Annotated in this window: 24 protein-coding genes; 14 read left to right on the top strand and 10 right to left on the bottom strand. The window is 61.7% G+C overall.

The genetic code is table 11. The features are described from left to right. Positions 1 to 95 precede the first annotated feature (95 nt). Positions 96 to 530, bottom strand: coding sequence for a DUF4437 domain-containing protein (locus tag AC0L3L_RS08920; protein ID WP_473637279.1), 435 nt, complete (start codon positions 528 to 530; stop codon positions 96 to 98). Between the two features lie 99 nt (positions 531 to 629). On the opposite strand from AC0L3L_RS08920, the gene AC0L3L_RS08915 reads away from it, so the two are divergent. After that, positions 630 to 1,043 carry a cupin domain-containing protein gene (locus tag AC0L3L_RS08915; protein WP_473637278.1) on the top strand — a complete coding sequence of 138 codons (414 nt, stop codon included), beginning with the start codon at positions 630 to 632 and terminating at the stop codon, positions 1,041 to 1,043. Further along, complete coding sequence (locus tag AC0L3L_RS08910; protein WP_473484484.1) at positions 1,010 to 1,465, top strand: cupin domain-containing protein; 456 nt, start codon at positions 1,010 to 1,012, stop codon at positions 1,463 to 1,465. Before AC0L3L_RS08915 ends, AC0L3L_RS08910 begins: the two co-directional genes overlap by 34 nt. A 181-nt stretch (positions 1,466 to 1,646) precedes the next feature. Here AC0L3L_RS08910 and AC0L3L_RS08905 read toward each other — a convergent pair whose 3' ends face one another. The 5 genes from AC0L3L_RS08905 to hslV all read right to left on the bottom strand — a co-directional run bounded on the left by AC0L3L_RS08905 (position 1,647) and on the right by hslV (position 5,962). Beyond that, positions 1,647 to 2,606: a DUF1402 family protein gene (locus AC0L3L_RS08905; RefSeq protein WP_473484563.1), complete on the bottom strand. Its 960-nt coding sequence runs from the start codon at positions 2,604 to 2,606 to the stop codon at positions 1,647 to 1,649. 254 nt (positions 2,607 to 2,860) lie between these two features. Continuing rightward, positions 2,861 to 4,174, bottom strand: coding sequence for an ATP-dependent protease ATPase subunit HslU (hslU, locus tag AC0L3L_RS08900; RefSeq protein WP_292179811.1), 1,314 nt, complete (start codon positions 4,172 to 4,174; stop codon positions 2,861 to 2,863). 4 nt (positions 4,175 to 4,178) lie between these two features. Then, entirely contained in the window at positions 4,179 to 4,778 is a 600-nt protein-coding gene (locus tag AC0L3L_RS08895) for a DUF2585 domain-containing protein (protein WP_473484481.1), read from the bottom strand. Positions 4,779 to 4,806: 28 nt separating this feature from the next. Beyond that, positions 4,807 to 5,337 (bottom strand): GNAT family N-acetyltransferase, encoded by a 531-nt coding sequence (locus AC0L3L_RS08890; protein ID WP_473484479.1) that lies wholly within the window; start codon positions 5,335 to 5,337, stop codon positions 4,807 to 4,809. A gap of 73 nt (positions 5,338 to 5,410) precedes the next feature. Beyond that, the gene (gene hslV / locus AC0L3L_RS08885) at positions 5,411 to 5,962 is read right to left on the bottom strand and encodes an ATP-dependent protease subunit HslV (RefSeq protein ID WP_192357920.1); all 552 of its coding nucleotides are present in this window, start codon (positions 5,960 to 5,962) and stop codon (positions 5,411 to 5,413) included. A 224-nt stretch (positions 5,963 to 6,186) separates the two neighbouring features. Here hslV and hisB point away from each other — a divergent pair, with 224 nt between their 5' ends. The 10 genes from hisB (at position 6,187) to AC0L3L_RS08835 (ending at position 12,492) form a co-directional block, all read left to right on the top strand. Next, positions 6,187 to 6,786, top strand: a complete 600-nt coding sequence (hisB, locus tag AC0L3L_RS08880; RefSeq protein WP_292210932.1) for an imidazoleglycerol-phosphate dehydratase HisB — start codon at positions 6,187 to 6,189, stop codon at positions 6,784 to 6,786. Positions 6,787 to 6,789: 3 nt separating this feature from the next. Then, positions 6,790 to 7,266: a DUF2628 domain-containing protein gene (locus tag AC0L3L_RS08875; RefSeq protein WP_473637277.1), complete on the top strand. Its 477-nt coding sequence runs from the start codon at positions 6,790 to 6,792 to the stop codon at positions 7,264 to 7,266. A 1-nt stretch (position 7,267) separates the two neighbouring features. Beyond that, positions 7,268 to 7,918: an imidazole glycerol phosphate synthase subunit HisH gene (gene hisH, locus AC0L3L_RS08870; RefSeq protein WP_473637276.1), complete on the top strand. Its 651-nt coding sequence runs from the start codon at positions 7,268 to 7,270 to the stop codon at positions 7,916 to 7,918. A gap of 4 nt (positions 7,919 to 7,922) precedes the next feature. Continuing rightward, the gene (locus AC0L3L_RS08865; protein ID WP_473484473.1) at positions 7,923 to 8,213 is read left to right on the top strand and encodes a DUF1330 domain-containing protein; all 291 of its coding nucleotides are present in this window, start codon (positions 7,923 to 7,925) and stop codon (positions 8,211 to 8,213) included. Positions 8,214 to 8,216: 3 nt separating this feature from the next. Further along, positions 8,217 to 8,966: a 1-(5-phosphoribosyl)-5-[(5-phosphoribosylamino)methylideneamino]imidazole-4-carboxamide isomerase gene (gene hisA, locus AC0L3L_RS08860; protein ID WP_473527105.1), complete on the top strand. Its 750-nt coding sequence runs from the start codon at positions 8,217 to 8,219 to the stop codon at positions 8,964 to 8,966. Continuing rightward, positions 8,963 to 9,799 carry an arginase family protein gene (locus AC0L3L_RS08855; RefSeq protein ID WP_473637275.1) on the top strand — a complete coding sequence of 279 codons (837 nt, stop codon included), beginning with the start codon at positions 8,963 to 8,965 and terminating at the stop codon, positions 9,797 to 9,799. The genes hisA and AC0L3L_RS08855 overlap by 4 nt, the downstream gene beginning before the upstream one ends. Then, on the top strand, positions 9,796 to 10,590 hold the full coding sequence (hisF, locus tag AC0L3L_RS08850) for an imidazole glycerol phosphate synthase subunit HisF (RefSeq protein ID WP_473637318.1): 795 nt from the start codon (positions 9,796 to 9,798) through the stop codon (positions 10,588 to 10,590). Before AC0L3L_RS08855 ends, hisF begins: the two co-directional genes overlap by 4 nt. 60 nt (positions 10,591 to 10,650) lie before the next feature. Continuing rightward, positions 10,651 to 10,977: a phosphoribosyl-ATP diphosphatase gene (locus tag AC0L3L_RS08845; protein ID WP_473484467.1), complete on the top strand. Its 327-nt coding sequence runs from the start codon at positions 10,651 to 10,653 to the stop codon at positions 10,975 to 10,977. Positions 10,978 to 11,001: 24 nt separating this feature from the next. Then, the gene (coaA, locus tag AC0L3L_RS08840; protein ID WP_258120878.1) at positions 11,002 to 11,961 is read left to right on the top strand and encodes a type I pantothenate kinase; all 960 of its coding nucleotides are present in this window, start codon (positions 11,002 to 11,004) and stop codon (positions 11,959 to 11,961) included. Between the two features lie 87 nt (positions 11,962 to 12,048). Then, positions 12,049 to 12,492, top strand: coding sequence for a GtrA family protein (locus tag AC0L3L_RS08835; RefSeq protein ID WP_473637317.1), 444 nt, complete (start codon positions 12,049 to 12,051; stop codon positions 12,490 to 12,492). Positions 12,493 to 12,558: 66 nt separating this feature from the next. Here AC0L3L_RS08835 and AC0L3L_RS08830 read toward each other — a convergent pair whose 3' ends face one another. The 4 genes from AC0L3L_RS08830 to AC0L3L_RS08815 all read right to left on the bottom strand — a co-directional run bounded on the left by AC0L3L_RS08830 (position 12,559) and on the right by AC0L3L_RS08815 (position 16,057). Next, complete coding sequence (locus AC0L3L_RS08830; protein WP_473484465.1) at positions 12,559 to 13,176, bottom strand: alpha-ketoglutarate-dependent dioxygenase AlkB; 618 nt, start codon at positions 13,174 to 13,176, stop codon at positions 12,559 to 12,561. A gap of 108 nt (positions 13,177 to 13,284) precedes the next feature. After that, positions 13,285 to 13,764, bottom strand: a complete 480-nt coding sequence (gene lysM / locus AC0L3L_RS08825; protein WP_473484463.1) for a peptidoglycan-binding protein LysM — start codon at positions 13,762 to 13,764, stop codon at positions 13,285 to 13,287. A gap of 161 nt (positions 13,765 to 13,925) precedes the next feature. After that, the gene (arfB, locus tag AC0L3L_RS08820; RefSeq protein WP_473527109.1) at positions 13,926 to 14,363 is read right to left on the bottom strand and encodes an alternative ribosome rescue aminoacyl-tRNA hydrolase ArfB; all 438 of its coding nucleotides are present in this window, start codon (positions 14,361 to 14,363) and stop codon (positions 13,926 to 13,928) included. An 83-nt stretch (positions 14,364 to 14,446) separates the two neighbouring features. Further along, complete coding sequence (locus AC0L3L_RS08815; protein WP_473637274.1) at positions 14,447 to 16,057, bottom strand: phosphoenolpyruvate carboxykinase; 1,611 nt, start codon at positions 16,055 to 16,057, stop codon at positions 14,447 to 14,449. 343 nt (positions 16,058 to 16,400) lie between these two features. Between AC0L3L_RS08815 and AC0L3L_RS08810 the strand changes: the two genes are divergently transcribed. After that, positions 16,401 to 17,102 (top strand): response regulator transcription factor, encoded by a 702-nt coding sequence (locus AC0L3L_RS08810; protein WP_023796909.1) that lies wholly within the window; start codon positions 16,401 to 16,403, stop codon positions 17,100 to 17,102. Positions 17,103 to 17,242: 140 nt separating this feature from the next. Continuing rightward, the gene (locus tag AC0L3L_RS08805) at positions 17,243 to 19,024 is read left to right on the top strand and encodes a stimulus-sensing domain-containing protein (RefSeq protein WP_473637273.1); all 1,782 of its coding nucleotides are present in this window, start codon (positions 17,243 to 17,245) and stop codon (positions 19,022 to 19,024) included. Positions 19,025 to 19,121: the final 97 nt, after the last annotated feature.

Here is a 19,121-nt window from a genome sequence, read left to right as displayed (position 1 = left end):
TGGCGGAACGCTTGTCGTTCTAGTGGTGACAACCCGACGCTTGGTCGCCATTAGGCCTCTGCCCGTCCAGGTCCCACTGCATTGTTGATGTCCAGCTACCGGCTCTTGAAAAGAGTGGAATAAGGCTCGGTGTTGATAAGAAGGATCACGCACTGCTTTTCGGACATGCAGGCATCGGCATGCATCTGGTCTGCCTTCTGGGTCCAATATGATCCGGGCCGCAGTTCGATGCCTTTGCCCTCGCCCGTTTCGGGCACCCAGTGGCTCCAGGTGCCCTCGATGACAACGCCCTGATAGTCTGCCGTATGTGCATGTATGGGTGCTTGCCATCCCCCGGGGACTTTCAGCAGCGTTCCGGCCGGACCCACATCGCGCTTGCCCCATAAGGGACCCAGTCGGTGGGGCTGGCCAGGCATTTCCTCATAATACGGCACCTTCTCAACGGGCAGGTATGTATTCTCCAGCGCGTAAGTCTGAGACGGCAGGATAATAACTGCGGCTATCGCCGCCACGAGCTTTGGAAAAAGCACCGACATCTCCCTCAATGTTGCCACGTTGCCACGAAACTATTGGTAGCAGGGAAGAAGCCTATTGTGGAATGCCGGACGAACAATGATATTGCGTCCGAGATGTATGCTCGATCATCCAATTCTGCCGATCCTGTCCATCTTCTCGGACAATTCCTGCGTGACCTCAGGCCAGCGGAGGCGAGTTACTGCCGGGCCGAGGTAACGCGGCCTTGGGGCATCGGCCTGCAATTCCAAAAAGGAATTCGCTTCCATTTCGTGGCCGAAGGCACCTGTTGGGTGCTAGTCGAGGGGTCTGAACCGGAGCGGCTGGACAAGGGCGACGTCGTGCTCCTTCCGCATGGCACCAAACATGTCATCGCCGACGACCCTGACGGTGCGGTGACCGATCTCGCGCTCCTGGGCCCAAGACAGATATCCGACACAAGCTATTCCCTCAACACCGGCGGCGGGGTGCCCGATCCCTCATTTTCTGCTGCACCGTGGATTTCGAGGAACCGCTGGCCGATCGACTGATTGGGTCCATGCCCGCAAAACTTGTGCTTCGCGAGGGACCGAACCGTACCCGGTCACTCGGCATGCTGCTGGAGGTAATGGCGGCGGAGATGACGGAAGAAAGCGTAGGCTCGGCCACGATAATGGCCCGTGTGGCCGATGCAGCCATCAGCATCATTGTTCGCGATTGGGCTGGGGATAGCGATGACCATCGCCGAGGCTGGCTCGCTGCGCTGCGCGATCGAGGACTTGGCCCCGCCCTGCTCGGCATCCATACGAGGCCGGGGGAAAGCTGGTCTCTGGCCCGACTGGCGAGAACTGCGGCCATGTCGCGGTCCACCTTCGCAGAACGTTTTTCACTTGTCCTCGGGATATCGCCGGCCCGCTATGTGCTCGAATTCCGAATGCGCGAAGCAAACGCCTGCTCCTTGACCCGAGCCTGACGATCCCAGCCATCGCCACGCGCCTGGGGTGCGCGGATGCAAGGGATTGCATCAAGGGCAATAGGCTCTTTGGCCGAGTGCGTCGTCCACTTGCATTTGCGCTCTCGTATCGGCTCTCGCCAACAGCAGCTCAACCCCAGGGCGGCTGTGGTCGTCAGGCACCAAGAGTCGGATTTCACCACTAAAACAACGCCTTCAGCTCCGGCAATTTGTCGTTGACCAGCCAGCCATAGTAATTTTCCTCGGGCAGCTTCTCCGGTTCGCCCGCGTCGCGGCGCCTGTCGTTCTCGGCCTTCAGCGCATGGGCGCGCTGTTCCGGATTGCCGACATTGTAGAGTGTCGATGTGATGCCGGGATTGCCCGATATGTCGAAGCCGGCAATGCTCTGGTAGGCATCGATCGATTTCCGGATCGTCGCTGCGACATAATCCAGTGTCAGGTCCGGATCCATGATGGTTTTGTAGACCGCGTTCGGATCGCCGACGTCGAGCTTCGGCAGGCCGGAAACCTGGTGCACGAGATCGCTCATCTGCAACGCGGTCAGCGGATTGAGCTGACCAAGGCCGAAGGTTTGGCCGGCATAATAGGGCTGGAAGAAGGTGGCGCCGAAGCGGTCGTCGGGGAAGATCTCGCCGCCGACAGTCTTGCCGCGAAAGGACTGGTTCCACACCTGCTCGCGGCATTCCCAGAGCGTGTAACTATCCGTTTTGCCGGCGCATTCCTGGAATTGCGGCCGCTGCACGAAATCGGTGATGTCCTCGCCTTCATAGGCGAAGGACAGCTTGCTCGACAGATAGGAGATCGCCTTGACGTAGTAGGTCTGCAGCCGGTCATAGGCGTCGACATTGTAGGTGTGCTCGCCGACGATGGCGCCGACGATATGCATCGGGTCGATGCCATAGGTCGCCGCCGCTTGGCTGATCTTGCCGCGAAGACCGGCGTCGTGCTGCAGCAGCGCATAGACCTTGCTGTATTTTGCCTGGAAGGTGGTGTTGGTGGCCTGGGTGCGCCGGTTTGAGGCGCCCGGTATGTTGGGCTGCTCGGCATGACTGTTGCCCGGCGGCACCATCGTCGCCGCTTCGGCGGCGAACATGGCTGTCGCCAGCGTCAGCCCGAGAATGACGAGGATCAGTTTTTTCATGCGCGCCGCCTGCAACAGCGCATAACCCCCGGAATCGATTTTCGGGGTCATGCGCAAAACCAACTGAATAACGCCCCTTGCACGCCCAACTGATGCGCGGCGCTGTAGTTGCCGGGCAAACTAGGTAAAGCTGGATGGGGAGTCGAGAGCCCTTGCGCCTGGCAAGACAAAAGCTGGCCGGATGCTTCCATTTGGCCACACGTTTCAGAACTTGCCGGCTCGCCCGGCCCATTTCTTGTAGGATGGATCGCCTGCTACAGGATGAAACGCGACAAATCCGTGTTTCTGGACAGGTCGCCGACATGCTTTTGCACATAGGCGGCGTCGATGGTCACCGCCGTGCCATGGCGGTCCGGCGCGTCATAGGAGATCTCGTCCAGCACCCGCTCCATCACCGTCTGAAGCCGCCTGGCGCCGATGTTCTCGACGCTGGCGTTGAGATCGACGGCGATGCCGGCCAGCGAATCGATGGCGTCGTCGGTGAAAACGAGATCGACGCCCTCGGTCTTCATCAGCGCGATGTACTGCTTGATCAGGCTGGCCTCGGTCTCGGTCAGGATGCGGACGAAATCGTCCTTCTCCAGCGCACGCAGCTCGACGCGGATCGGCAGACGGCCCTGCAGTTCGGGCAGCAGGTCGGACGGCTTGGCAACGTGGAACGCACCCGATGCGATGAACAGGATGTGGTCCGTCTTCACCGGCCCGTATTTGGTCGCGACCGTAGTGCCTTCGACAAGCGGCAGCAAGTCGCGCTGCACGCCTTCGCGGGAAACACCGGCACCCATGCCGCCTTCGCGCGAGGCGATCTTGTCAATCTCGTCGAGGAAGACGATGCCGTCGTTTTCGGTCGATTCGAGCGCCCTGCGCACCACCTCGTCCTGGTCGAGCAGCTTGTCGGACTCGTCGCCGACCAGCACTGCGTAGGATTCCTTCACCGTCGTCTTGCGCGTCTTGGTCTTCTGGCCGCCCATCGCTTTCGACAGCATGTCGTTGATGTTCAACACGCCGATATTGGCGCCCGGCATGCCCGGGATCTCGAAGCCGGGCATGCCGCCAGTGCCGGTATCGCTCACCTCGATCTCGATCTCCTTGTCGTCGAGCTCGCCGTCGCGCAGCTTCTTGCGGAAACTGTCGCGCGTGGCCGGGCTCGCCGTCTTGCCGACGAGCGCTTCCAGCACACGTTCCTCGGCATTGATATGGGCCCGCGCCTTGACATCCTCGCGCATTTTCTCGCGCACCAACCCGATAGCGATCTCGACCAGGTCGCGGATGATCTGCTCGACGTCGCGGCCGACATAGCCGACCTCGGTGAATTTGGTCGCCTCGACCTTGACGAACGGCGCACCGGCAAGGCGTGCCAGGCGGCGCGAGATCTCGGTCTTGCCGACGCCGGTCGGGCCGATCATCAGGATGTTCTTCGGCATCACCTCTTCACGCATCTGGCCTTCGAGCTGCTGGCGGCGCCAGCGGTTGCGCAAGGCGATGGCCACGGCGCGCTTGGCGTCCTTCTGGCCGATGATGAAGCGATCGAGTTCCGAAACGATCTCGCGGGGCGAAAATGTGCTCATATTCCTAAATTCCACTTTGCCACTGCCGGATGGACTCGAACGGATGCAGCAGCATGATCACGTTGAGTGTCAGATTGTCCCGGATGATGTAGCCAACACCGAATTCGAAGATGACGGACAGGGTCACGATCACCCATATAGGAAGCCTGCGCGCCATCACAAATCCCAGCACCATCGCCAGCGTGTCCGCCACCGAATTGATGATGCTGTCGCCGTAATAGTCGAGCGAGATCGTGCCGGCGCGGTAGCGCTCGATGATCAAAGGGCTGTTCTCGAGAAGTTCCCAGCCGCCCTCTATGACGACCGCAAATGCCAGCCTGAGCCCGATCGGCGAGCGCGGGAACAGAAACCAGGCCAGCGCATAGAACAGGAAGCCGTGGATGAGGTGCGAGAATGTGTACCAGTCGGAAATATGCTGGGAATTCTCCGAACTCTGCACGATGCCGTGCCACAGCTTGACATAGCCGCATGTGCAGATCGGCGTTCGGCCCATGCCGTAAAGGGCTCCGGCCTGGAATATGATCAGGCCGAGGACGAGCAGAAGCCCCATCCGCCAACTGTCTTCATAGGCCGAGACGGTCTTGTCGGCGCCGGTTGTGCTCATGTTGTTACTGCCCCTCTTCGGCGTCGCCCTATTCGGCGTCACCCTCTTTTACATCGCCCTCTTCGGCATCGATTGCCATCAGTACGGCGTCGCCATATTCCGATTGCCTTCGATCGATAGCTCTGAAACCGGCCTTTTCATAGGCACGGATCGCTCGTCCGTTGGATGGATCCGGGTCGATGATGACACGCGGCACCCCTTCCGCGAACAGCTGTTCCACGAACTGCCGGACAATCGCCGAGCCGTGGCCGCGTCCGATAAGCTCAGGCCTGCCGATCGACAGATCGATGCCGAGCGTACCGAACGGCTGGTCGCTGTAGGGATGGCCGTCCTCCAGATGCGGGTCGTAGCTCTGCATGTAACCGATCGGCTCGCCGTCGAGCTCGATGATCAGCGGCTCAACGGAAATGCTGTCGATGTGTTCGCGGATCTGGGCGATCTCCGTCTCGGGATCGTCCCACCACTCCGCGACATGCGGCTCGGCCAGCCATGCCGCGATCATTGGCAGGTCCGCCTCCGTCACCGGCCGAAAGTCATATCTATTTTCTTGTTTGGCCATGATCTTCTCCGAACCGAAGGTCAGCGAAGCAAAAACCGGTTTCCACTTTTCGGGATCATGGCCAGCGACCGGCTCAGCCGGCATCGAGGGTTTCGATGACAAAGTTGTTGTTGGTGTAGACGCAAATGTCGGATGCGATCTGCATCGCCTTGCGGGCGATTTCTTCGGCATCCTTGTCGGAGTCCATCAGCGCGCGCGCCGCGGCCAGCGCGTAGTTGCCGCCCGAACCGATCGCCATCACGCCATGTTCGGGTTCGAGCACGTCGCCGGTGCCGGTCAGCGCCAGTGAGACCGACTTGTCGGCAACCAGCATCATCGCTTCCAGCCGGCGCAGATAGCGGTCCGTGCGCCAGTCCTTGGCGAGTTCGACGCAGGCCCGCGTCAATTGCTCCGGATATTGTTCGAGCTTAGCCTCGAGCCGCTCCAGAAGCGTGAAGGCATCAGCGGTGGCGCCGGCGAAACCGGCAATGACATTGCCGCTTTTGCCAATGCGGCGCACCTTCTTGGCGTTGCCTTTCATGATCGTCTGGCCAAGGCTGACCTGGCCATCACCGGCGATCACCACCTTGCCGCCCCTGCGCACGGTCAAGATCGTCGTGGCGTGCATGGTCAGTTCATTCGACATATTCTGCTCCGATCAGCACCGGTCCCGAAAAGGCGATTGGCGCGTTACGAGTGACTTGATCGACCATATGTATGCATAGGTCCGATGATTGCCAACCGGCCATCCGCCAGGCTCGATATCCCTTGGCATGGCAACTGGCAATCGCCGGATCATGCTGCTAGAAGGCTCTCGTTTTCAAGCATGTGGACGCTTGGAACGCCTGAACTCTGGACAAGGATGAGGTCATGCCGCCCCGTTCCGCCAACGCCAGCCGCAAGACTGGGGAAACCGACATCTCCGTGTCGGTCCAGGTCGACGGCTCGGGAAAATCCGACATTTCGACGGGCGTCGGCTTCTTCGATCACATGCTGGACCAGTTGTCGCGCCATTCGCTGATCGACATGACGGTCAAGGCCAAGGGCGATCTGCACATAGACGACCACCACACGGTCGAGGACACCGGCATCGCGCTCGGCCAGGCGCTTGCCAAGGCGCTGGGCGAGCGGCGCGGCATCATGCGCTATGCCTCGGTCGATCTCGCCATGGACGAGACGCTGACGCGCGCGGCGATCGACGTCTCCGGCCGTCCTTTCCTTGTCTGGAACGTTGCGTTCTCGTCACCGAAGATCGGCACGTTCGACACCGAACTGGTGCGCGAATTCTTCCAGGCCCTGGCGCAGAATGCCGGCATCACGCTGCATGTCACCAACCACTACGGCGCCAACAATCACCACATCGCCGAGACCTGCTTCAAGGCGGTGGCGCGTGCGCTGCGCATCGCGCTTGAAAGCGACCCGCGCCAGCCGGACGCGGTTCCTTCCACCAAGGGATCTCTGAAGGGATAGGCGATGGCGATCTACGTCGTGATGGAACCGCCGGGCCGCGGCGAAAAGCCTGACACAACGGCCTTTGTCCGTGATGGGTTTTCCTGGCTCGGCTTCCTCGTGCCGCCGCTGTGGCTGCTCTGGCACCGGTTGTGGATCGAGGCAGCACTGGCGTTTGTCGCCATGGCTCTCCTTTCGATGCTTGCCGAAGGATTGAACCTTGGGCTCGCCGGCCCGCTGCTGTCGCTGCTCGTATCGCTCTATGTCGGTCTGGAAGGTCAGGCCTTGCGGATTGCCGCGTTGCGCCGTCGTGGTTGGCATGAATGGGGCGTCGTCGCGGCCGACAGGATCGACGATGCCGATACGCGCTATGTGCTGGAAACCGAAACGCATTCGGATGAGCAAGCGCCCGCGCAACGCATCATCCCGGATCCAGCCCATGCCCGGCCAGCGCAGATGGGCATCGCGCTGGGGCTGAACCACGCTCCGGGAAGACCCTGATATGCGGGTCGCGATCATCGACTACGGCTCGGGCAACCTGCGCTCGGCCACCAAAGCCTTCGAGCGCGCCGCGCATGAAGCCGGTATAGCCGCCGCGATCGACCTGACCGCCGACGCCGAGCGTGTTAGGACCGCCGACCGCGTCGTCCTGCCCGGCGTCGGCGCCTATGCCGATTGCGCGGCCGGGCTGCGCGCTGTGGCCGGCATGTGGGAAGCGGTCGAGGAGGTCGCGACCGTCAAGGGGCGGCCGTTCCTCGGCATCTGCGTCGGCATGCAGCTGATGTCGGAGCGGGGCCTGGAAAAGACTGTTACAGAAGGTTTTGGCTGGGTCGCCGGCGACGTCAAGGAGATCACCCCGGCCGATTCGGCGCTAAAGATACCGCAGATCGGCTGGAACACGATCGAGCTCACGCGCAAGCACCCGCTGTTTTCCGGCATTCCGACCGGCGCCAAGGGATTGCACGCCTATTTCGTCCATTCCTATCATCTCTACGCGCAGAAGCCGGAGGACGTGCTGGCGATTGCCGATTACGGTGGTCCGGTGACGGCCGCTGTTAGCAGCGACAATCTCGCCGGCACGCAGTTCCATCCCGAAAAGAGCCAGGCGCTTGGCCTGGCGCTGATCACCAATTTCCTGCGCTGGAGGCCCTAGGATAATGAGCAAGAAAGGCTACTGGATGGCGATGATCGATGTCCGCGATCCCGAGGGCTACAAGCAATATATCGAGGCGAACGCGGCGGCGTTTGCGAAATATGGTGCGAAGTTTCCCGTGCGTGCGGGGCGTTACGCGAACCCGGAAGGGGCGACAGGCAACCGCCACGTCCTGGTGGAGTTCGAGTCCTACGACAGGGCGATAGAATGCTACGAGTCGCCTGAATACCGGGAGGCATTGAAGTACAGGCTTGCCGCCTCGACCGGTCACTTCGTCATTGTTGAAGGCGCCTGAACGGTGATCCTGTTCCCGGCCATCGACCTCAAGGACGGCAAGTGCGTGCGCCTGAAGCACGGCGATATGGCGACCGCGACGATTTACAATGACGACCCGGCCGCCCAGGCCAGGGCTTTCGAGCAACAGGGCTTTGAATGGCTGCATGTCGTCGACCTCAACGGCGCCTTCAAGGGCCAGAGCGTCAACAGCGCGGCGGTCGGCGCCATCCTCAAAGCGACAAAAACCCCGGTGCAGCTCGGCGGCGGCATCCGCACCCTGGCGCAGGTCGAGGACTGGCTCGATCGCGGGCTGGCCCGCATCATTCTCGGCACGGTGGCGGTGCGCGATCCGGATCTGGTCAGGCAGGCCTGCAAGGCGTTCCCGGGCAGGATCGCCGTCGGCATCGACGCCAAGGGCGGCAAGGTAGCGGTCGAGGGCTGGGCCGAGGCCTCGAGCCTCGGCGTCATCGAACTGGCGAGGAAGTTCGAGGGCGCCGGCGTCGCCGCCATCATCTACACCGACATCGACCGCGACGGTGTGCTGACCGGCATAAACTGGGATGCCACCATCGATCTCGCCGAAGCGGTTTCGATCCCGGTCATAGCCTCCGGGGGGCTCGCCTCGATCGCCGACATCGTGCGCATGACCATGCCCGATGCGCAAAAACTCGAAGGCGCCATCTCCGGCCGCGCGCTATATGACGGGCGTATCGATCCGGCCGAGGCACTGGCCATCCTGGCGGCAGGATCGGAGAAGGCGAGGGCGCGATGAAACTCTCGATTATCCTCGCACCTTATGACAGCGGCCTTTACCACGCCGGCTTTGGCCAGGGCCCTGACGCCATCATTGCCGGCGGGCTTGTCGATGAACTTGCCTTGCGCGGCCATGATGTCATCGTCGAGGACATCGGCGAGGTCGGCGATGCCCAGAAGCGCGAAATCGCGACAGGTTTCGCGGTCTGTCGGGCAGTCGCCACCAAGGTCGACATGGCGCGCGACGATGAGCGTTTTCCCATCGTGCTCGCCGGAAATTGCCTGACCGCCGCCGGTGCGGTGGCTGGCGATACCGCGGATTCGATCATCTGGATCGATCAGCATGGCGATCTCAACACGCCCGAGACGTCCGCCTACGGCTTTCTCGACGGCATGGCGCTGGCGACGACGCTGGGGCTCTGCTGGCGCCCGATGACGTCAGCGATTCCCGGCTTCCAGGCGATCGACCCGTCGCGGTGCATGCTGGTCGATGCGCGCGACCTCGATCCCGATGAAAGGCGGCTTCTAGAGACGTTGCCGATTATTCGCGCCCAATGGACCGATGCACTCGGCAATGTCGGAAGGCTCAAGGCGGCCGGCGCGGCCCAAGTCCATTTGCATCTGGATCTGGACGTTCACGATCCGGATGTGCTGCAGGTGAACCGCTATGCACGGCCGGGAGGTCCAAATCCGGAGGAACTGCGGCAACTCTTTTGCGGGCTGGCCAAGTCGATCCCGATAGTCGGCGTCACCCTGTCTGCCTACGATCCTGCCTTTGACGCCAAGGGCGAGGTTCCGCCTGTCGTCGGGCAATTGCTTGGCGATTTTCTTGCCGCGCTTGGGAGGATCTGATGCTGAAAGCCCGTGTCATCCCCTGTCTCGACGTCAAGAACGGCCGCGTCGTCAAGGGCGTCAACTTCGTCGACCTGGTCGATGCCGGCGATCCGGTCGAGGCGGCCAAGGCCTATGACGCCGCCGGCGCTGACGAGCTCTGCTTCCTCGACATCACCGCCTCGTCCGAAAATCGCGAAACCATCTTCGACATCGTCGCCCGCACCGCCGAACAATGTTTTATGCCGCTGACCGTCGGCGGCGGCGTACGACAGGTCGCCGACATAAGAAAGCTGCTTTTGGCCGGCGCCGACAAGGTGTCGATCAACACGGCGGCGGTGAAGAATCCCGATTTCGTCGCCGAGGCGGCCGATAAGTTCGGCAATCAGTGCATCGTCGTCGCCATCGACGCCAAGAAAGTGTCGGCCGAAGGCGAGGCCGCCCGCTGGGAGATTTTCACCCATGGCGGCCGCGAGAAGACCGGCATCGACGCGGTCGAATTCGCTCAGCAGATGGTCGATCGCGGCGCCGGCGAGATCCTGCTGACGTCGATGGATCGCGATGGCACCAAGGCCGGCTACGACATCGCGCTCACCCGCGCGGTAGCCGACGCCGTGCGTGCGCCGGTCATCGCCTCCGGCGGCGTCGGCACGCTCGATCACATGGTCGAGGGCATTCGCGACGGCCATGCCGGCGCGGTGCTGGCGGCATCGATCTTCCATTTCGGCACCTACAGCATTGCCGAAGCCAAGGCGCATATGGCCCGCGCCGGCCTGCCGATGCGGCTGGACACCCTAGGTGATCGGCTCTAAAGCAAAGTGGGAGCCGGTTGTCGGGAAAGATCATGCTTAAACAAGCAGATAGATGGCGCTATGGTTGAGTTTTCGCTCTCCGAGCTGGAGACAATCATCAGGGAACGCGCGCATTCCGGCGATCCGGATTCGTGGACGGCAAAGCTGTTCGCGCGCGGCATCGACAAGGCGGCGCAGAAGCTCGGCGAAGAGGCGGTCGAAACGGTGATCGCGGCCGTTGGCGGTGACAGACAGGCTCTCGTTTCGGAAAGCGCCGATCTCATCTATCATTGGCTTGTCGTTCTGGGCGTCGCCGGCATTCCGCTTGCCGATGTCCTGACCGAACTCGAACGCCGCACCGGTCGTTCGGGCATCGCCGAAAAGGCGTCTCGGCAGGACCGGGGCTGATCGCTGCGGAGGGTAGGAAACTCGATGGACCAGCTCGCCCCCACCGAGAAATATTCGCCCTTTCGTTTTTTCTCAGCGGAGCAATGGTCGCAGTTCCGCGCCGACACGCCGATGACGCTCGGCGAGGACGAGGTCCGTCGCCTGCGTTCGCTCAACGACCCGGTCGACCTCGAAGAGGTCAAGCGCATCTATCTTTCGCTGTCGCGGCTTTTGTCGGCCCATGTCGAGGCGAGCCAGCTTCTGTTCAGGCAGCGCCAGGCCTTCTTCAACGCGATGGATGTCGTCAAAACGCCCTTCATCATCGGCATTGCCGGCTCTGTCGCGGTCGGCAAATCGACCACGGCTCGCGTGCTCAAGGAATTGCTGGCGCGCTGGCCGTCGAGCCCCAAGGTCGATCTGATCACCACTGACGGCTTCCTGCTTCCCAACGAAATCCTGCGCCGCAACAATCTGATGGAGCGCAAGGGCTTTCCCGACAGCTACGATGTCGGCGCATTGCTGCGTTTCCTGTCGGGCATCAAATCGGCGCAGCGCAATGTCCGCGCGCCTGTTTATTCGCACCTGACCTACGACGTCGTTCCCGGCGAGTTCCAGACTATCGACCGGCCGGATATATTGATCTTCGAAGGCATCAACGTGCTGCAGCCGGGCAAGCTGCCGAAGGACGGCAAGATCGTGCCTTTCCTGTCGGATTTCTTCGACTTCGCCATCTATATCGATGCCGAAGAGGAGCTGATCCATCAATGGTACATCGCCCGCTTCATGCGGCTGCGCGAGACCGCCTTCCGCAATCCGGACTCCTTCTTCCACCGCTATTCGCAACTTTCGCAGGCAGCGGCCCGCGCCATCGCCGAGGGCCTGTGGACCAACATCAATCTGAAGAATTTGCGCGAGAACATCCTGCCGACGCGAGCCCGCGCCGATCTCATCCTGCGCAAGGGCGCCAATCATCTGGTCGAGGAAGTGGCGCTCAGGAAGCTGTAACGAAGCGGTTAACGGCGCTTTAGGCAGTGCCCGCTATCGTTCGATTGCCAATTCCAGAGCATTTGTCGGGAGCAGCCGGTGATCAATATGCCTGCATTGCGCCGGCCCGACATTTCCGCCTGGCGCGGAACACTTGCTCCGCGCCGGCTTCTCAAATTCGCCTCGGTGGGGCTTGCGGCCACAGTGCTCTACGCGCTTTGTGCCAGCCTCTTCGCCAGTGCCGGGTCAACATACCTGCCGCCGGCCACAGCCTCCGTCGCCGCCTATGCGGTCGCGGCAATATTCTCCTATCTCGGCCACAAGTTCTTCACGTTCATGTCGGCCGGCTCGCATCAATTCGAAGCGCCGCGTTTCGCCGTGCTGACCGGATTCGGCCTTGCCATCGCCTATCTTCTTCCGCTGCTCCTCGTCGGGCAGTTCGGCCTGCCGGTCGCAGCTCCGATACTGCTCACTTGCATTCTCATTCCAGTGGTCAACTTTGTCGTTCTCGAACGCTGGATCTTTTCCGGCAGCGTCAGGCCTGGACCGTGACCCAGAGCGGGTGCCGGTTTTGCAAAAATCCGGTGCTTAAACAAAGAGATAGACGGCGATACGGCTCTAGCCGGGATAGGTCACCCGCCGCAGCGTCAGATTGATCCGCCCGCCATTCCTAAGCAACGCCGAGGTCGACGGATAAATGCGGTCGACGCCGTGAAAACAGAGGCGGCCTTCGCCACCAAGCACGACGACGTCGCCGCTTTTCAGCCTGAACGATTTGGTGCCGCCTTCGCGCGTGCTCTGGCCGACCCTGAACAGGCAATCGTCGCCCAGGGAAACGGAAACGACCGGCGCGGAGAAATCGATCTCGTCGCGGTCTTGATGAAGGCCCATCTTCGCGTCCGGCGAATAGAAATTGACCAGGCAGGCCTCCGGCGGATGCGGATATGCTGACACGTCCCGCCACAGCTGCAGCAGTATGTCGGGGATCGGCGGCCAGGGCGTTCCGGTCACCGGGTGCTTCGGCTGGTAGCGATAGCCGAGCTCCTTGTCGGTGACCCAGCCGAGCGAGCCGCAATTGGTCATGCGCACGCTCATCTCCTTGCCGGTGCGCGGCATCGCCGGCACGAACAGCGGCGCTTCCTGCACGACCTGCCTCACGTCCTCGACCAGCGCTTCCTGCACCGCGCGGGACAGATAGCCGGGCATGTGGCGGACGCCTTTGGGCAGGACGAGCATGGTCGCTTGATCCGTTGGTCTGGAAGAACCAGAATGCCACTGTCAAATGAAAACGGCGACCCGAAAGCCGCCATTGTCGATTGCTGTTGCCGATCTGGCCCGATCTGGTCAGGCCTGATCGAGATCCGGGATACGCAGGACCTGCCCCGGATAGATCTTGTCCGGGTGGGTCAGTATCGGCTTGTTGGCCTCGAAAATGATCGTGTTCTTCGCACCCTTGCCCTTGCCGTAGCTCTTTTCGGCGATCTTCCAGAGGTTGTCGCCTTTCTTGACCGTATAGAAGGTCGGTTCCTTGGCCGGGGCAGCGGGGGTGCCGGCCTCGGGTGCGGCGACCTGCAATTCGTCCGCCTGCACCTTGGACACGCCGAGCGTGTTGCCGACGGCGATGACGGCCTTTTCGAAGATTGACTGATCCTTGACCACGCCTTTCAGGACAGCCGTATCGCCTTTGACGTCGACTTCCACATTGTCGGTGCCGAGCGCGTGCGAATCGAGTTCTTTCTTCAGCGTATCGGCGGTCGGCTCCGGCTCATCGTCGCCGAAGCCGAGCTTCTTGCCGACGCCCTTGACGAAATCAAACATGCCCATCTGCGGTCTCCTTGCTGTGGCGATACCGAACTTGCCACCTACAACCTTGAATTGGAAGCCGGGCAATTGATGTCGCGCCTACCGATCGGTGCGAAAACCGGAATCGCTCGCACGATGGGTAGTTACAAAAATGTCAGAGCGCACTTGTGACGCGCGTCGCTCTAATCGTCGTCCACCCGACCGCGCAGCTTCTTGATTGTGCCGCGTCCAGCCTTGGTCTTCAGCCGCCTTTCGACCGCGCCTTTCGACGGCCTCGTCTTTTTGCGCGGCGGTGGCGGCGGTTCGGCGGCCTTGGCGACCAGTTCCGCAAGCCGCGCCCGGGCGTCCGCCCGGTTCTGCTCTTGCGTGCGGAAGCTTCCGGCCTCGATGACGATGACGCCGTCCTTGGTGGCGCGCTGGCCAGCCAGCTTTATGGTTCGCGCGCGGACGCGCTCCGACAGGCCCGGCGCATTCGCCGCATCGAAGCGCAATTGCACCGCTGTCGCCACCTTGTTGACGTTCTGGCCGCCAGGGCCGGACGAGCGGATGAAGTCCTCGTGCAGGTCATCCGGATGGATCACCGCATCGTCGGCGATGATGATCTTGTCGTCGGCGCTCATGCTGCAGTCATGGCGCGGCGGACGAAAAAAGAAAAGGCCGTTCCCCGGGGTCGGGCCTTGAGATGCAGATATCCAGCCGGCGATTATTCCGCGGCTTCGCGCATGCGTGGGGCGGCGCCGAGCACGATGGCGTCGACATGAGCTTCGAATTTTTCGAAATTGATGGCAAACATGCCGACCAGCCTCGCCGCCTGCAGGTCATAGGCTGAGGTATCGGCCCAGGTCGATCTCGGATCGAGAATGGCGCGGTCGACGCCCGCAACCGCCACCGGCACATCGAAACCAAAATTAGCGTCGGTGCGGAAATCGGCCCCTTTCAGCGAGCCGTCGAGCGCCGCGGCAAGCAGCGCCCGCGTCGCCTTGATCGGCATCCGCTTGCCGGTGCCATAGGCGCCGCCGGTCCAGCCGGTGTTGACCAGCCAGCAATCGACACCGTGATGGGCGATCAGCTCGCGCAGCAGATTGCCGTATTCCGACGGATGGCGCGGCATGAACGGTGCGCCGAAACAGGTCGAAAACGTCGCTTCGGGTTCGGTGACGCCCTTTTCTGTCCCAGCCACCTTGGCGGTATAGCCGGAGAGGAAATGATACATCGCCTGCGCCGGAGTCAGCCGGGCGATCGGCGGCATCACGCCGAATGCGTCGGCGGTCAGCATGATAATGTTTTTCGGGTGACCGGCGCGGCCTGTCTTGCTGGCGTTGGGGATGAAATTGAGCGGATAGGCGCAGCGCGTGTTTTCAGTGAGACTGCCGTCGTCGAAATCCGGCACGCGGCCCGCATCGAGCACCACGTTCTCCAGCACCGTGCCGAAGCGTTGGGTGGTGGCGAAGATCTCCGGCTCGGCTTCGGCCGAAAGCTTTATCGTCTTGGCATAGCAGCCGCCTTCGAAATTGAAGATGCCATGCGGACCCCAGCCGTGCTCGTCGTCGCCGACCAGCGTGCGCGACGGATCGGCCGACAGCGTCGTCTTGCCGGTTCCCGAGAGGCCGAAGAAGATCGCCGCATCTCCGCCGGTGCCTTCATTGGCCGAGCAATGCATCGGCATCACGCCCTTCGCCGGCAACAGATAGTTGAGTACGGTGAACACCGACTTCTTCATTTCGCCGGCATAGGAGGTGCCGCCGATCAGCACGATCATGCGAGAGAGATCGACGGCGATCACCGTTTCGGTGCGGGTGCCGTGGCGGACAGGATCGGCGCGGAACGACGGCAGGTCGATGATCGTCATGTCAGGCACGAAATGCTCGAGCTCGGCGGCTTCCGGGCGAATGAGCAGATTGCGGATGAACAAGGAGTGCCAGGCAAGCTCCGTGACGACCCTGGTCGTCAGCTTCAAGTCCTCGTCGGCGCCGCCGACCAGATCCTGCACGTAAAGATCCTTGTCCGCCGCATGGGCGCGAAAATCGGCGAGCAGCGTGTCGAACTGGGCTGGCGAAATCGCCTTGTTGTTGTCCCACCATACATGCGGCCCGGTGGTCTCGTCGCGCACGACGAATTTGTCCTTGGGCGAGCGGCCGGTGTGCTGCCCGGTCTCGGCGACCAGCGCGCCATGCGCCGTGAGCCGGGCCTCGCCGCGGCGGACCGCTTCCTCGTAAAGGACGGCCTCCCCGAAATTATAGCGCACCGCGCCCGTGGTCTTTAGGCCGATCCGATCGATCGCCCATGCGGGATTGCGTTTGCCGGCTTCCGACATGAGGGGTTCCTTCTTCGATTTGCAGCATCCTGGCCGGCGAATTTCCGGAGCCCCACCAAGGAGACTGTAACGGTGAGAACCAGAAAAGCCAAATGATATCAAATAATTAATCGATTTAAATATTTTGAAAGTTGTTTAAATCGTTTATATGTGCAAAAAATCAGGCGGTTGCCCAAAGGATTGGCGGTCTTTAACAGTCCAATCCACGTTGAGGTGAAATCGTGGCCGCCGGCATGCCGCTCGTGACAGCGGACGAAGCCTGTGCCACATTTTGTACCTAATTTGTCCTGCAAAAGCCCCTTCTCGACCAAAGAAGGGACAGCTCATGAGGGAGCCACTTGAAATGGCAACAATCGCGCTTGTCGACGACGACCGCAACATTCTGACTTCGGTGTCGATCGCCCTCGAATCGGAGGGGTATCGCGTCGAAACCTACACGGATGGGGCGTCGGCGCTGGAAGGCCTGGCGGCGCGCCCGCCGAACCTCGCCATCCTCGACATCAAGATGCCGCGCATGGACGGCATGGAGCTTCTGCGCCGGATGCGCCAGAAATCCGACCTGCCGGTGATCTTCCTGACGTCCAAGGATGACGAGATCGATGAGCTTTTCGGCCTCAAGATGGGCGCCGACGACTTCATCCGTAAACCCTTCTCGCAGCGTCTTCTGGTCGAGCGGGTTCGCGCCGTGCTGCGCCGTGCCAGCGCCCGCGAGGCATCGGCCAAGACGCCCAACCAGCAGGCCCGTTCGCTCGAGCGCGGCCAGCTTGTCATGGACCAGGAGCGTCACACCTGCACCTGGAAAGGCGAGCCGGTGACGCTTACCGTCACCGAATTCCTGATCCTGCATTCTCTGGCCCAGCGCCCCGGTGTGGTAAAAAGCCGTGATGCGCTGATGGATTCGGCCTATGATGAGCAGGTCTATGTCGATGACCGCACCATTGACAGTCACATCAAGCGGCTTCGCAAGAAGTTCAAGGCCGTCGATGATGACTTCGAGATGATCGAAACCCTTTACGGAGTCGGATATCGGTTCCGCGAAGCATGAATTGATGCATGTCGCCCAAAAGTGGTCCCGGTTTTGGGACAACGACATGCTCAAAACTTAATGCATGTCGCCCAAAAGTGGTCCCGGTTTTGGGACAACGACATGCTCAAAACTAAAAACTGAGCGGGGGCTGCTATTCGATGGCAGTGGACGTAGAGCGAGTGAGACGGACGGGCGCCCGGCGCCCGTCGCGGATTCTGCCGGCATTCCTGTCGAGAATCACGGTGCCGATGCGCCGCTTCCTCGGCCACCACATCTTTTCCAGCCTGACGCGACGCATTCTCTTCCTCAACCTCGCCGGCCTGGCCGTCCTGGTCACCGGCATTCTCTACCTCAACACGTTTCGCGACGGGCTGATCGATGCCCGCGTCGAAAGCCTGATGACCCAGGGCGAGATCATCGCCGGCGCGATCGCGGCATCGGCGACGGTCGAGACCGATTCGATCAGCATCGATCCGGAAAAGCTGCTGGAACTGCAGGCCGGCGAAAGCCTGGGCCCCGGCTCCGATCAGCTCGACAATCTGGATTTTCCGATCAATCCGGAGCGCGTCGCGCCGGTGCTCAGGCGGTTGATTTCGCCGACACGGACGCGCGCCCGCATCTATGACCGCGACGCCAATCTGCTGCTCGATTCCCGCCATCTCTATTCGCGCGGCCAGATCCTTCGCTACGATCTGCCGCCGACCGACAAGGAAGAGCCCGACCTTCTGGAACGTATCCAGAAATTCGTCTTCGACTTCTTCCGCAACACCGCGCTGCCGGTCTACCATGAACAGCCGGGCGGCAATGGCGCTGCATTTCCGGAGGTGGTCAAGGCGCTTACCGGCAGCCCGTCGACCATCGTGCGGATCTCCGAACAGGGCGAGCAGATTGTTTCGGTCGCCGTGCCGATCCAGCGCTTCCGCGCCGTCCTCGGCGTGCTGATGCTGTCGACGGAAGGCGGCGACATCGACAAGATCGTCGCGGCCGAGCGCAAGGCGATCCTGCGCGTCTTCGGCATCGCCGCCCTTGTTACCGCCATCCTGTCGATGCTGCTCGCCTCGACCATCGCCAACCCGCTGCGCCGGCTGTCGGCGGCGGCGGTCAGGGTGCGGCGCGGCGTCAAGAATCGCGAGGAAATCCCGGACTTCTCCGACCGGCAGGACGAGATCGGCAATCTGTCGATCGCCGTGCGCGACATGACCAATGCGCTCTACGCCCGCATCGAGGCGATCGAAAGTTTCGCGGCTGATGTCTCGCACGAATTGAAGAACCCGCTGACCTCGCTGCGCAGCGCGGTGGAGACCCTGCCGCTGGCCAAGAACGACACGTCGCGCGGCCGGCTGATGGAGATCATCCAGCACGACGTCAGGCGGCTGGACCGTCTCATCACCGACATTTCCGACGCCTCCCGTCTTGACGCCGAGCTCGCGCGGGAAGACGCAGGAACCGTGGATCTCAAGAAATTCATCACGGATCTGGTCGACGTTTCGCGCACGGCGACGCGCAACAAGAAGACGGTCGAGATCGAATTCAAGGTCGCCAAGCTGCCGCAGGGCGTCAAAGGCTACTTCGTCGCCGGTCATGATCTGAGGATCGGCCAGGTCATCACCAATCTGATCGAGAATGCCCGCTCCTTCGTTCCTGAAGAGCGCGGCCACATTGCCATATCTCTGGCGCGCGCCGGCAAGGTCAACATCATCACCGTCGACGACAATGGTCCCGGTATAAGGGCCGACAACATCGACCGCATCTTCGAACGCTTCTACACCGACCGGCCGGCCAGCGAGGCGTTCGGCCAGAATTCAGGCCTCGGCCTGTCGATCAGCAGGCAGATCGTCGAAGCCCATGGCGGCACGCTGACCGCCGAGAACATCCCGGGCACCAAACCCGGCGAGATCAAGGGCGCGCGCTTCGTCGTGACACTGCCGGCCGAAGGCTGACGCATGATCCAAAAAGTGGGTACCGGTTTTCGGAACAAGATCATGCGTAAACCAAAAAGCATGATCCCGAAAAAAGGGTCCGCGGCAGCGAAAAGTG

The organism is Mesorhizobium sp. WSM4849 (genome assembly GCF_055811385.1).
The sequence above is the reverse complement of the archived record's forward strand: the minus strand, read 5'-3'. Positions and strand labels throughout refer to the sequence as shown.